This window comes from Sodalis ligni (genome assembly GCF_016865525.2).
Lineage (GTDB): Bacteria > Pseudomonadota > Gammaproteobacteria > Enterobacterales > Enterobacteriaceae > Acerihabitans > Acerihabitans ligni.
Genome location: NZ_CP075169.1, coordinates 6,245,536 through 6,258,869 on the forward strand (window position 1 = coordinate 6,245,536; position 13,334 = coordinate 6,258,869).

Annotated in this window: 11 protein-coding genes; 1 reads left to right on the top strand and 10 read right to left on the bottom strand. The window is 53.5% G+C overall.

Annotated elements, in window-relative coordinates:
- Nucleotides 1-810: 810 nt before the first annotated feature.
- Entirely contained in the window at nt 811-2,466 is a 1,656-nt protein-coding gene (locus GTU79_RS29035; RefSeq protein WP_203524147.1) for a UbiD family decarboxylase, read from the top strand.
- 99 nt (nt 2,467-2,565) lie between these two features.
- Here the strand turns inward: GTU79_RS29035 and GTU79_RS29040 are convergent, their stop codons facing one another.
- The 10 genes from GTU79_RS29040 to GTU79_RS29085 form a co-directional block, all read right to left on the bottom strand.
- Nucleotides 2,566-3,438: a MurR/RpiR family transcriptional regulator gene (locus tag GTU79_RS29040; protein WP_203524148.1), complete on the bottom strand. Its 873-nt coding sequence runs from the start codon at nt 3,436-3,438 to the stop codon at nt 2,566-2,568.
- 117 nt (nt 3,439-3,555) lie between these two features.
- On the bottom strand, nt 3,556-3,972 hold the full coding sequence (locus GTU79_RS29045) for an FGGY-family carbohydrate kinase (protein ID WP_253073709.1): 417 nt from the start codon (nt 3,970-3,972) through the stop codon (nt 3,556-3,558).
- Nucleotides 3,888-5,039 (bottom strand): FGGY family carbohydrate kinase, encoded by a 1,152-nt coding sequence (locus tag GTU79_RS29050; protein ID WP_203524149.1) that lies wholly within the window; start codon nt 5,037-5,039, stop codon nt 3,888-3,890. Before GTU79_RS29050 ends, GTU79_RS29045 begins: the two co-directional genes overlap by 85 nt.
- A 9-nt stretch (nt 5,040-5,048) precedes the next feature.
- Entirely contained in the window at nt 5,049-6,359 is a 1,311-nt protein-coding gene (locus tag GTU79_RS29055; RefSeq protein WP_203524150.1) for an MFS transporter, read from the bottom strand.
- An 83-nt stretch (nt 6,360-6,442) separates the two neighbouring features.
- Nucleotides 6,443-6,985 carry an SIS domain-containing protein gene (locus GTU79_RS29060; protein WP_203524152.1) on the bottom strand — a complete coding sequence of 181 codons (543 nt, stop codon included), beginning with the start codon at nt 6,983-6,985 and terminating at the stop codon, nt 6,443-6,445.
- Nucleotides 6,985-7,890: a phosphogluconate dehydrogenase (NAD(+)-dependent, decarboxylating) gene (gene gnd / locus GTU79_RS29065; RefSeq protein WP_203524154.1), complete on the bottom strand. Its 906-nt coding sequence runs from the start codon at nt 7,888-7,890 to the stop codon at nt 6,985-6,987. Before gnd ends, GTU79_RS29060 begins: the two co-directional genes overlap by 1 nt.
- Nucleotides 7,891-8,178: 288 nt before the next feature.
- Nucleotides 8,179-9,126, bottom strand: coding sequence for a Gfo/Idh/MocA family protein (locus GTU79_RS29070; protein ID WP_203524155.1), 948 nt, complete (start codon nt 9,124-9,126; stop codon nt 8,179-8,181).
- 349 nt (nt 9,127-9,475) lie between these two features.
- A complete protein-coding gene (locus GTU79_RS29075) occupies nt 9,476-10,630 on the bottom strand; it encodes a Fic family protein (RefSeq protein ID WP_203524156.1) in 1,155 nt (384 codons plus the stop codon).
- A 200-nt stretch (nt 10,631-10,830) separates the two neighbouring features.
- Entirely contained in the window at nt 10,831-11,589 is a 759-nt protein-coding gene (locus GTU79_RS29080; protein WP_203524157.1) for a transcriptional regulator NanR, read from the bottom strand.
- A 110-nt stretch (nt 11,590-11,699) separates the two neighbouring features.
- Nucleotides 11,700-13,262: an MFS transporter gene (locus GTU79_RS29085; protein WP_203524159.1), complete on the bottom strand. Its 1,563-nt coding sequence runs from the start codon at nt 13,260-13,262 to the stop codon at nt 11,700-11,702.
- Nucleotides 13,263-13,334: the final 72 nt, after the last annotated feature.

Sequence of the window (13,334 nt, forward strand, 5' to 3'; positions counted from 1 at the left end):
TATGGAACACCAAGATACTAATACAGGAAAAGGCTAAGCGTATAAGGGGTAAAACGGCCGGCCATAAAAACGGGCTGATTAAGATAAATCTAATCAGCCGCTGGAATGCCGTACCAGGCGTGGTCTATAAGTCATTATTTCTTGGTGCTGCCTTTTCCTTTGACTTATCGCCCTTTTATCATCACTTTTATCCTTACCGGATGCCTTTGCTTTTTCCGCCGGCTTCTCTTTTGCAGGCGCCTTTTCCTTTGTTGGAGCAAACGCTCTCTTACCTTCTTGATATATAGTCATTTTAACTCCAAAATAATACGTAAAAGTTAGGGTAAGGTATAAATTAAAATGCTTTTAGCATATAATCAACACTATGCATTTTATTCGCACTTACTTAAATAAGTTTAGTCATAGAGTGAGCTTATACAAATTTATTTTGCGATCTATTTAACACTATGCAGCATTGACGGATTTATTTTCTCGATTAACGTCACAGGTTTCTATACTTGCCGCTTTCAGTTCGAGTTTGCCGTCAACCACTTCGTCAATATAGGAAATGAGTAATGGTTCTTTCCCCAACGCTCGGGGAAACGCCGTTATGGCGAAGGCCTGAACTTAGGTAAAGTATGCTGAAAAATTTGCCAATCAAGGCCATTGCCGCGCTTCATCGGGCTAATGACATCAGCTTACAAATCAGCGGGAACGACGCATTGCGTTCAGGAAAATTCCGTTGCAGCATGCAGACTCGGTATAATGCCGGCGACTCTATTGCCACCGGGTTTTAGAGCCGTGCCCTTGCCCCTAAAAGAGCATTTCAATATGAATGGCGCAGAATCAGTAAGCAAGACGATGAGCCTCGATTTCCAGAGCCACCTTGCGGAACTTGAGGCCCAAGGTCTGCTTGTTCGCATCGATCGACCCATCAATAAAGATACCGAGCTGCACCCTTTGGTTCGTTGCCAGTTTATCGGCGGGATCGCCGAGGACGACCGCCGGGCTTTTCTTTTTACCCACGTCGTCGATGCCGCCGGCCGCCGCTACGACATGCCGGTGGCGGTGGGCGCCTTTGCCGCGTCGCCGCGTATTTATGGACTGGGCATTGGCCGGACTCTGGAAGATATCGGCGCCGACTGGCTAAATGCCATCAAAAATCCCATCACGCCGGTTACGGTCACTGCGCCGCCTTGCCAGGAAATCATCATCACGGGTGACGAGCTCAAGCGTCCCGGCGGCGGGCTGGCAGCGCTGCCGGTACCGGTTTCAACGCCGGGCTTTGACGCCGCGCCGTATCTCACCGCAACCCTGTGCATTACCGCCGATCCTGATAGCGGGGTGCGCAATATCGGCACCTATCGGGCCGCCCTGAAAAGCACCAACCGGTTGGGGGTGCGGATGTCGTCACGCATCGGCGGCGCCGGCGGCTATCTACACTGGTGCAAATACCGCGATCGGGGAGAACGGATGCCCTGCGCCATTGTTATCGGCGCCGCTCCGGTGGTGATGTATACCGGCCCGGAAAAGCTGGCTATTGATCAGGATGAACTGTCGGTGGCCGGCGCCCTGGCCGGCACGGCAATAAGGACCGCACGGGGTGTGACGGTGGACCTTGAAGTCCCCGCCGACGCTGAGATTGTCATTGAAGGGCTAATCGATACCGACCTGCTTGAGCCGGAAGGGCCGTTTGGCGAGAGCAACGGCTATGTCGCCCTGGAGGATTTCAATATGTCCATGGAAGTGACCGCCATCACGCACCGGCGATCAGCCGTTTTTGCCTCTATGATAAGCCAGGTGTCTCCCAGCGAATCCAGCGTTATCAAAAAGCTGGCCCTGGAACCTCTGTTCCTGAACCACCTGCGCGAGCATCTGTCCCTGAAAAGCGCTTTGCGGGTGGTGATGCATGAGCCGCTGAGCAATCTGCGGCCGATCATCTTTGTCCAATTTGCCAATAACACGCCCAAAAGCGAAATCTGGCGGGGCCTGCAGGGCACAGCCGCCCGGCAGGCCGACAGCGGCAAAATGGTTATCGCCGTGAGCGAGGATATCGAACCGGAACATACGGACGCGGTAATGTGGTCTCTGGCCTATCGCTGTAATCCCATTGAAGACGTGCATATCGAGCCCTACCGTTCCGGCGGGCATTCGCCCAAATCGGGACCGGCCCACGCCGATTCCACCCTGCTTATCGATGCGACGCTTAAATATCCCATGGCGCCCCTCGCGCTGCCGGGGCGGGAATATATGGAACGGGCGCAGACGCTGTGGCGGGAACTCGGTCTGCCCGCCCTCACCCCGCGTTCACCCTGGTATGGGTATTCCATGGGAGACTGGAATGATATCTGGCAAGATTTCGCCCGCAATGCCGTCGCGGGAGAGTGGTCGAAAAACGGCGAGAATACCTGGCAACGGAGGCGTGGCGGACTGACGCCGGAAACACCGGCGCGTTTGGTGGAGACCGAAAAGAAGCCCAATAAATAGGCGCTGCCTTTTATATGCAACCTGATCGCTAGCCTTTGCATTGGACAAAATGACACATCCCTATGTGCGATATTGATACAACGCCGTCCCATGGCGATTTTATCTATTGATCCTGCGCTTTATCGCCTGGCTATCCGCCTTATGCACCAGAGGCGATACACGTTCAAAGTGCGAATAGCCGATAATGGTATAGAGAATATCGGTAATCATCAGTTGGGACAGTCGGCCGGTCATGGAATCACTGGAAAAAACCGTGGTTTTCGCCGAGTAGGTCAATGTCAGGTCGGCAATTCTAGCCAGGGGTGAAAAGGGATCGTGGGTCATGGCCATCGTCCTGGCTCCGGCCTGGGCGGCGCTGCTAATAGCCGCCACCACCGGTTCGCTTCTGCCGGTATGGCTGATACCCATGGCCAGATCGCCGCTTTTTAACCCCGCCGATGAAATCATCATCAGATCGTTATCGGAATAACATGCCACCGGCAACCCCAGCTTGAGGAATTTATGGCGTATATCAATGCAGACCGTGGCGCTTCCCCCGATTCCGTAAATATCAATCCTGCCGGCCTGGGCAATAGACTGCGCCGCCGCCAGCAGCGCGTCGATATTTAACATTTTTTGGGTATCGGTCATGGACTGAGTGGTGGCCGCCACCAGCTTATCCCGTATAACGCCGACCTCATCGCTGACGTTTAAATCCTCCCCCGATGCAGGCGGCGGAATCAACACCAGGTCCTTGGCAAGCCACACGCGCAGCTGTGAGTAACCACTGTAACCGCTGTTTTGCGCCAGTCGGGTCACCGTGGCGACGCTGACCTCAGCCGCCGCGGCCAATTCCGAAATAGTGCAATGAATGGCGCTGTCGGCGTGGGATAGGATGTAATCCGCCAGTTTTCTCTCGGTGGGCGTCAATGAGGAACGGACAGTTTCCAAACGAAGACGAACTTTTTCCAAAGGCACCAGAATGTCACTCATTGCGGACCGCTCATAGGGTTGAAAAAGGCGATGGAGATAACAGGTCTTCCTGTAGGAAAGAGTATAGAAAAAGATAAGAAATATGATTGTGATCGCTTTCGTAACCGGCACTGCTTCTTATCGCAATTCCTCCAGCCGTTGTTTTAACATCTCTATCATATGATTATCAAAATCCGCCTGCCGTTCAAGGGCGATTTTATATCTCTCATGGGCCCCTGAATTGGGATAAACCGTCCGGTTAACTGGAAATTCAATCTCTTCGCCCTGGCCCTGTTTTTCCAAAACCAGCAGCGCCGCCCCGCGCAGCGATCCCTCTTCAATGTCTGAGACGTCAAGGGATTCCCCAAGGCAATCGGCGACAATCTGCGGCCAGACAGAGGAACGCAAAAAGCCGGCGCCGGTGGCGATAATCCGCCGTTTTCCGGGCCATGCCCGATCCAGCCGGTTTTTCAGGAAGGCAAAACGTAAACCGACGCTTTCCAGCATCGCGCGATAAATCTCCACCGCCGTGGTGGCCGCCGTGATACCGCTAATGGCTGCGGTGCGCCCTTCCGACCACTGCGGGCTGCGGGAACCCAAAAATAGGGCAGCACGCACAGGCCATGGGCATCCGGCGCCAAAGCCGCCACCCGATCATCAATATCGGCTGCGGATTCCTTATCAAGCAGCTGTCGCGCCCAGGCAGCGGCGTTTCCCCCTTCCGACAAGGCCATACCGCCGGCGAAGCGTTTGTCATCAACGCGATAACACCACAGCCCCGCATCAGGCACAGACACACTGTCGGCTTGCCACACCATACGCATGGATCCGCTGGTGCCCAGCATCAATACCAGTGAATCAAGGCTGTTTGCCCCTGCGCCGATATTGGAACAGGCGCCGTCACCCCATGCCGGATACCAAGGGATGGCAGCCAGCCTGGGCCAGCGCTCGCCCCATGGGGCAACCAATCCCCGCAGAGGTTCATCGGAGATGGGCGGCAACTGCTCCGGCCTGATGCGGGCGATACCGATAGCCTCACGTGACCACTGTTTTTGATTGAGATCGCACAGCCCGCTGCCTGAGGCCATGGAAACAGACGTGCCGATGCGGCCGAAGAGGCGAAGAAACAGCAGGTCGGCGGTGGATAACCAATAACGGGTCTGGGCGAACGCCGTTGCATGCTGTGCCGCCAGCCAGCGCAGACGCGCCGGCCAATAGCTGGAGTGCACCGGACATCCCGTCAAGGCATGGAGACGACGGCCGATGCCGGAGTATTTCAACGCGGCGGCTTCATGGGCCGATCGGCCGTCCGCCCAGGTGATAATGGGAAAGGTAGCGGCTTGCCGATCGTTTATTCCCGTCAGGCTATGCCAGAACATACTGATACCCACTCCGGTAATATTCTGCCGGTCCGGCGTAATGGACATCAGCTCATCCAACGCGCCGAACAGATCGTTAAACAGGGTATCGGCATCCAGGGTCGCCTTGCCCATGGCGTCGGTGTCCAGACTGTACCCGCGGCGGATACATTCCCCGCTCTGGCGGCCATAACCATCAAACAGGGCTGCACGGAGCGAGGACGAACCTATGTCGATAGCCAATACATAAGTGGAATGCGTCATGCTAACCTCTTACTGCTTTACCGGCGGCCGGAAAGAGGCCAGCATCACCGCGCCAACCACGAAGGAAGCGCACAGAAACAGCAAACCGGCCCGCGGCGTCCCGGTCCAGTCCACCAGCATACCGACTATCCATGGGCCGAAGAAACCGCCCAGATTGCCCACCGAGTTGATGGCGGCAAGACCGACGGCGGCGGACAGACCTGATAAAAAAGCCGTCGGGATGGTCCACCACACCGCGATATAGCCATAGGCGGCCACGGATATCAGGCACAGCCAGAGCATGGACAGCCAGGTGTTGGTGGTTATGGACAAAAGAAACATACCCACGGCCCCGATAAGAATTACCGTAACCACATGCCATTTCCGCTCCATAGTCTTATCCGAATGCCAACCGTTGATAAGCATGGCTATCCCCCCCACGACGGTTGGGATCACCACCAGGAAACCAATAACGGTGTTGGAAAAGTGCGCCTGAAAGCCCTTGATAAGGGTCGGCATCCAGAACGTGATGCCATAAATTGCCATGACAATCCATACATAGGTAACGGCTAAATAAAGAATATGTTTATCGCCCAGAATTTTCCACCAATGCATCTGCGGTGGCGTAGAATTCGCGGCTTCGATTTCCAGTTCTTCTTTAACCCAGGACTTTTCCTCGGAGGAAAGCCATTTAACGTCTTGCGGGGAGTCATTAAGTACAAAAAATGTGGCGATGCCAAGCAGTATGGCAGGAACAGCTTCCAGTAAAATCATCCAGCGCCAGCCGGAGAAACCCAGCCAATGGATATTATCCATAATGATCCCGCTTAGCGGCGCTCCCAGGCAATTACAAACGATTTGCGCCAGGAAAAATGTGGCCATGGCGCCGGCGCGGTGACGGCGCGGGAACCAATAGGTCAGATAAAACGCGATACCGGGGAAAAAACCCGCTTCCGCCGCACCCAGCAGGAAACGCAAAATATATAAATGATAAATTCCCGTGGCAAAAGCGGTTAAAAACGCCACGAGGCCCCAGGAGATTAATATACGGGCTATCCACTTTCTTGCACCGAATTTATGTAGAGCAACATTACTCGGCACTTCAAATATAAAATAGCCAATAAAGAAAATACTGGCCACCATACCGAACTGGCTGCCGGTTATTTTAAGCTCGCCATTCATTTGCAGCGCGGCATAGCTGATATTGGTACGATCCAAATAGGCGATGGCATACAATATAAGTAAAAAAGGGATAAGCCTCCAGCGCATCTTTTTCAGAGTGGATTCTTCGATCTGCGTCATAGCTTGCAGGTTATTTTTTTGGGATATGATCTGGCTCAAGATATCCTCCTGATATTGTTTTTTTGCAGATAGCTCCCTGAATTACATTCAGGGGTAGGGTTGGTAAAACATTCAATTATTATTTATTGCAAATTGGCATGCCGTTTATCGAGGTCAGCATCCTGTTTGCCACGTAGATTTTGAATGCGCCATGCAATGGCGTCCCCGGCTATCAATAGAGATTGCTCGAATAAAGAACCTGCATGTTGTTCGGTTGCCACCTCGGTACGGGACGGTATCTGAATATGAATATCCGCATCCACCTCTGGCGCCGGAGCTGAACTGATTAACACCACTTTCGCCCCGGCCTTGCGGGCCGCCGCTATGTGGGAAAGCGTTACGGTGGTTTTCGCCGATGAGGAGACCGCCACTAATAATTCATTTTTTTCGATGGCGGGCGTATTGCTCTCTCCGGCGACATATACCTGAATGCCGATATGCATCAGGCGTATGGCGATGGCTTTTACCATCAAGCCCGAGCGCCCCTGCCCGCTAAAAAAAACTCTGGGTGTTTGAAGAATAATATCCGCCAGCCGATTCAGCCGTTCACCATCCAGAGCATCTCGGATTTGATCGAGTTCGGAAATAACGGTTAAAATTCTTTCCTTCACATCATAGGCGGCCATTATTTTTCCTCACTCTTTTTAACCGCATGACCGCCAATAACCCCGCGCAAGGCGGCAATGCTTTTGATAGTCGGGGAATCATCCTGCTGCGAACGAAACCTTGCCTGCAGCGCGGCGCTGATGGTAGGCGTAGGAACCCGCAGCCGGATGGCTTCTTCAACCGTCCAGCGCCCCATGCCGGAATCGGCGGCGTACCCTTTCACCCCCTTAAGGGAAACATCCGGCGTTAATGCCTCGATGAGTTTTTCCAAAAGATGGGAACGTATCGAGCAGCCGTTTTGCCACGCCTCCATGGTGGCCAAGACATCGACCTCAATGTCCGAGGCCGCCAAAAGCTCATACCCTTCACCGTAAGCCTGCATCAAGGCATACTCGACGCCGTTATGGACCGCTTTGGTGAAATGGCCCGCGGCGCTGTTGCCGACCCGGGCCCAAGCGCCTTTTGCGGCCAGCGCCTCAAACAGCGGCGAAAGATAGGCGAATACCTGTTCGTTTGCCCCCACCAGTAAACCGCAGCCTTCCCTTGCGCCCTGCGTCCCGCCGCTGACGCCGGCATCAACAAAAATAATGCCTTTCTCGCCCAGGCTGCGGCCGCGGCGAAGGGTATCCCTAAAATCGGAATTACCGCCGTCAACGACAATATCCCCTTCGCTGAGAAGCGGCTTCAGTGTGGAGATAACCTGCTCGGTGGCGTTGCCCGGCGGCGTCATTACCCATAAAGTACGGGGAAGCGGCAACAGACCGACGGCTTCTTCAATACTGGGACAGACGGTAATGTTATGGTTTTTCGCTTCTTCCAGCGCCACAGGATCCTTATCCACCGCCACCACCTCATGACCGGCGTTGTTCAAACGCCGCACCATGGCCCCGCCCATTTTGCCCAAACCAATAAAACCGAGTTTCATAACCCATCCCTTTTTCATTACCCTCAAGATTATTTTGACGTTACTCTGATGTTGCCTTTAAAGTAAAGAAGTAAATAAATTTCAGCATTGTTTACATTTCTGTAAATAAATATCAAAAAGACAATCCTCAGGATTGCCAATATTAAATTGAGATCAATGTCTCATTATTCAGGATTGATTTTTAGAGCAATAAAATGAAATTAAAATAAAAGGTGATGGCGGGGATATATATTTCACTTTTTGTTTACAGAGTCATGGCAACCGCATGCACACATGACTCACTCTTTATCAGCCTTGCATATCTTTTCTGATCATATCAATGACTTTCAAATTCATGATACTTTCGTCCAGGGATAACAGCGGCGCGGAAGGGTCAAGCACGGCATCGGAAAAGTGGGTGATTTCCGCCTTGTAACGGTCCGATTCCGCTACCGGAATGGCACGCACGCTCCCGGCCTGATGCAGATAGACCTCGCCCGCGTCATCCAGAAAGGTATTATCGATCCGCAGCATTCCCTTGGTGCCGATGATTTCCGCATAAATCCGGGAAAAAGCGTTAAATCCGCAATGTATATTGGCAATCAAGCCATCATCATACTGCAACAAGGCCGATAGATTGGTATCCACGCCCTGCTCCGTTTCCACCAGGGCCTTACAGCGCAACGGTAGTCGTCCGGTCACCATGCCGACAAAATTGACCGGATAACAACCGACATCATAAAGCGCGCCGCCGCCCAGTTCCGGCTTGGCTTTGATGGTATTCGGCCGGTCCAGCAGGAAGCGGAACGAGGCATTGATATGGCGCAGGTCGCCCAAGGCTCCGCTGTCCAGTATCTCCTTCACCACCTGCATGCGATCGGTGTAGCGGTACATAAACGCTTCCATCAAAATACGCTGTTGCGCTTGGGCCGCCTGCTGCATCTCTTGCGCTTCGGCGGCGGTTAGCCCCAGGGGTTTTTCACAAAGCACATGCTTGCCTGCCTTCAGCGCCTTAATCACCCAATCTTTATGCAAAGAATTCGGCAACGGAATATACACCGCCTGGATGTCATCATCGGCCAAGAGAGCATCATAACTGTCATAAGTCCGTTCCCATTCTTTGGCGGGCAATTCCCCGGCGTTGCGCGAGGCTACCCCGAGCAGACGGGCATTAGACGCCCTGCCTATGGCCGGGATAACGGAAAGTCTTGCTATACGGGCATAGCCAAGCACACCCCAATTTACGATATCAGACATCTGATTTCCCTCACATGCTAAATGATATTTTATTGATAAATAATGAATTATTCCGAACACCGCTTCTGCAGGCCGGCGCGACTGCACCCATGATAGTTCAAACATATGACTAATGGTGTGACAGCTTTTACAGATTTATTGTACCAATAAAATATTTATCATATAGGTGATGGCTTTTTAGGGAGCGCCCTCGCCTTTTACAACGCTGCGAGGTGCTGATACTGGCTATAATCGGCTACACGCTGCCAACCTGGTGTTCGGACTGGTAAATTAATAAGCAAGCCTCCAATCTGACTTCACCTCACGAAGGAGATCCAAAGGCACATCCATCACGGCCAGGGGACGGTAATCAATCTTTATTCAGAATCTCTAGATATTTCAAATAGGCATAGACACGATGTCGTTTATGACCCGTAATCTCGGCGATTAAATGCTGTTCCTTTTCCAAAACGGTTAATACCTTACCTGTTGTGGCGGCGGTCAACCCTGTTCGCTCAACCAGCTTGCTGATGCTGGCGATAGGGTACTCGAAGAACGCATCCAAAATCAGTTTAGCTGACCCCGACAAACGGCCGAGTCCGGATAATAAAGCCTTATGCTCAATATGCAGTAGGTTAAGCTCTTTAGTCATTTCAACAGCCTGAGTCGCTGTAGCGGCAACAGCATCGACAAAAAACAATAACCATGCCTCCCAATCACCGGTTATTCTTGTCTGCTGCAAACGCTCATAATAGATATGGCGGTGCTTTTTGAAAAACACAGATAAATAGAGCAACGGCTGTTGCAAGACCTTAGCTTCCACCAGAATTAACGGTATCAGCAAACGGCCCAAACGGCCATTACCATCCATAAAGGGATGTATGGTTTCAAATTGAGCATGGACCAAAGCGGCTTTGACCAAAGGATCGGTTGCCTCGGGCTGATCATTGATAAATTTTTCCAACTCGCTCCAACATTCGCCCAAAGCATGGCCCGGCGGAGGAACAAAAGCGGCCTCATCGGCCCTATGGCCGCCAATCCAAACTTGATTTTGCCTGAATTCGCCTGGGCCGCGGCTGATGCCTCGTCCGGAGGTCATTAGGGCCCGATGCATCTCTACGAGCAAACGAAATGTAATCGGATAGCCCTCATTGATACGCTGGACGCCCAGATAAAGTGCATTCACATAACAAGATACCTCCTGCACATCATCCATGGGTACGCCTGGAGAACCTTCCATCTCAAACAGCATCAGGTCGTTTAAGGAAGATTGAGTCCCTTCAATTTGCGAGGACATAACGGCTTCTTTGCGCACATAACTATAGAGAAAAAGCTTGGTATCAGGCAACAACATGCCGATAGCGTCCAGGCGACCCAGTGCGCGATTGGCATCATTGATCCTTTTTTGCAATTTGCTATCGATTTGCAACGCCGGCGAGGGCGGCAGCGCATGGGGAATAAATGCTTGACAGCTGATGCTGCCCGCTATGCTGGGAACATAATGGCCGGTTAGTCCGCGTTGCATAGGGTCTCCTGGACGAAGTTAAAATTAGATTCCCCCTTATTTTAACTTAAGCCTTAACTTAAAATAAGAGCATTCGCTATTTTAACTTAGTCCTTAACTTAAAATAAGGTGATGTCTTATTTTAGTTTCATTCATGAATTATAACTTTGGAAATTAAATGCCGATTTGACGCGGTCACCGTAAACCGCAAGGCTATGCTCTCAGGTTCTAGCGTAATAGGCGGCCAATACGCTGCTTAAATGATCTTGCAGCGCTTTTTCCGCGCCGTCCGCATCGTGGCGACGGATGGCTTCGTAAAGCGTTACGTGCTGCTCATAGCTGCGGCTATTATGCCGAATAATCTCTTCCGGCTCGGTCAGTCCCACCCGCATGGCGATAAGCCAGTCCAGCAGCGCGTGATGGATGGTCAAAAAAAGCGGATTGCCGGGAATGGAGGCCAGCACGCGGTGAAACGCCACATCGGTGCGCACAAACAGCATATTATCCGCCAGCGCCCGGCTGTTGGCCTCCAGCGCCTGCTTTAGTTTGCTTATCTGCGCGTCGGTGGCGTGAACCGCGGCATGGCGTACCAGGCTGGACTCGAAAAACATACGCAACTGCTCGAAATGCTTGATGCCGCCCGGCTGGGTAAGGAAGTCCTTGGCCATACCGGAGAGTTCGCTTATCACGGTATCGGCGGACGGACGGCTCACCCTAGCCCGCTCGCCATTGCTAATCTGCACCAGGCCCTTGCGCTTGAGGGCCGCCAGCGCTTCGCGCACAGATGGCCGGCCCACATGGAAAAAATCCATCAGTTCCCGTTCGGAGGGCAATTGATCGCCCTCGACAAATTCGCCGCGGCGGATCATGAACTCCAGTTCTTCCTCAACCATATCGGAAAGCTTCTTGCGCTTTACCGGACGGCTTTGCATGAGGGGAACCCGGTTGTCAGCGGTGGATTGCTTATTCAGACTTGTCATGGGCCTTTCCATTGAACGGATACCAGGGTCAAGGATAACCTATTATACCATCGCGCTGCCACCCGGGACCGGCCGCATTTATTCAAAGGCGTCGCGCTCGGACTCCCGCCTCAGGATCGTCTTTCCGACGCGCCCGCCGGCGGCTGTGCTTTTTGCTGCAAAGCCTCGCTGTTTGCCTTGTGCCGCCGGCGCTGTTCATTTTCATGCCGGCGCCATTCGTCACGTGGCATGGCGCCGCTGAACGGCAATCCGTCCACCGTGTCGAATTTAAGCAGCGCCTGCGGACGCAGCCAGCGCTGCAACCGGGACGGCATATCAAAGCCTATCAGCAGCAGCGTCACGAAGGTCAGCCCGAACGATAACGAAGCCAGCGCCGTGCTCAGGTCCAGCCGCTGGGATATAGCCGCCCCTAGCACCGGCGCCAGGGCGCCGCCCAGCGCGCCCACGTTGTAGGTGAATCCTAGCCCCGCAGCCCGCTGATGAGTATCGAAGTAGCCGCCCACCAGTTTGGGCAGCAGGCCGGAGATCCCCTGCCCCAGCATTTGCTGGAAAAATAGCAGCGCACCCAGAGCCACCAGATTGGATGAGGTCATGGCGAATACCGGGATGATAAGCAGTTGCGACAAAAACAGGCTATACACATAGGCTTTGCGCGTGCCGAGCCAGTCGCCGATAAAGCCGGCCAGGCAGCACCCCACCGCGGCGCCGAAGCCGCTGAAAAACAGAATATGGGCCACCAGGGTGGGATTGAGGGCCAGCTCGGTTTTAAGATAGGTGGGCAGCAGCGCCTGAATAGGCCAGGAGTAAAGAAAGGCGCTGAACACCACCAGCATCAGCATCACCCCGGTAGGCCAGCGATCGCCGCTGCTTTGCACCATAAAACTGATGAAGACGGCGGCGCAGGCGATGCCAAGAAACGCCGCCACCGCCGCCGGGCCGGCATGACCGGAGAAACAAAGATACAGCATGACGATAACCGCCGCCGTGGCGATGGCATTCCAAACCCGATGCCTGCCGCGGTAAAGGATATCAATCAGCGTCTGTTTATGCCCATGCTGGGTTTTCTGCGCTTGCCATTCCACCGTTTCCGGAATGCTGCGGCGTAGCCAGAGGGCGAAAATAATCGGGACGATACCGATGAAAAACAGCATCCGCCAGCCCCAGATGGGTATGATCACGCTGTAAATCTGCGCCGCAGCCACCGCGCCGATGGCAAAGCCGGAGATGAGAAAGCCGCTGGCCTTATTACGCAAGTGCTGCGGCCAAATTTCGATGACATAGGTCGAGCTGGCGCCATATTCCCCCGCCATGCCCATGCCGATGATCACCCGTGCGACGAAGAGAAAGGTATAGCCGGGTGCCAGTCCGCACGCCAGCGTCCCCAGTGAAAACAGCAGTATGCTGGTGACCATGGCCATACGACGGCCGTATTTATCCCCCAGCGCCCCCAGTATCAGCCCGCCGAACCAGCGGGAAATAAACGCGGCGCTGATAAGGGTAGCGGCCTGCACCGTAGTTAAACCGAAATCCTGTTTGACTTCGGTGAGTACCAGGGCCATCAGGACAAAATCAAAACCATCCAGGGCATAGCCGATCCAGGCCGCGGCGAAGGCCTTCCATTGCGGTAGCGATAGCTGACGATACCAGGGTAGGGTCACAGAGGGTTGACGCATGATAATCTCCTACACTTTGCAGTGCATGTTTATCAGGCCCGGCCGCAACGGAACCGGGAGTCGGCACATATG

Excerpts from the sequence above, each read along its gene's own strand:
- GTU79_RS29085 (WP_203524159.1), bottom strand. The coding sequence starts at position 13,262 with ATGCGTCAACCCTCTGTGACCCTACCCTGGTATCGTCAGCTATCGCTA.
- GTU79_RS29075 (WP_203524156.1), bottom strand. The coding sequence starts at position 10,630 with ATGCAACGCGGACTAACCGGCCATTATGTTCCCAGCATAGCGGGCAGC.
- GTU79_RS29070 (WP_203524155.1), bottom strand. The coding sequence starts at position 9,126 with ATGTCTGATATCGTAAATTGGGGTGTGCTTGGCTATGCCCGTATAGCA.
- GTU79_RS29050 (WP_203524149.1), bottom strand. The coding sequence starts at position 5,039 with ATGACGCATTCCACTTATGTATTGGCTATCGACATAGGTTCGTCCTCG.
- GTU79_RS29035 (WP_203524147.1), top strand. The coding sequence starts at position 811 with ATGAATGGCGCAGAATCAGTAAGCAAGACGATGAGCCTCGATTTCCAG.
- gnd (WP_203524154.1), bottom strand. The coding sequence starts at position 7,890 with ATGAAACTCGGTTTTATTGGTTTGGGCAAAATGGGCGGGGCCATGGTG.
- GTU79_RS29040 (WP_203524148.1), bottom strand. The coding sequence starts at position 3,438 with ATGAGTGACATTCTGGTGCCTTTGGAAAAAGTTCGTCTTCGTTTGGAA.
- GTU79_RS29060 (WP_203524152.1), bottom strand. The coding sequence starts at position 6,985 with ATGGCCGCCTATGATGTGAAGGAAAGAATTTTAACCGTTATTTCCGAA.
- GTU79_RS29080 (WP_203524157.1), bottom strand. The coding sequence starts at position 11,589 with ATGACAAGTCTGAATAAGCAATCCACCGCTGACAACCGGGTTCCCCTC.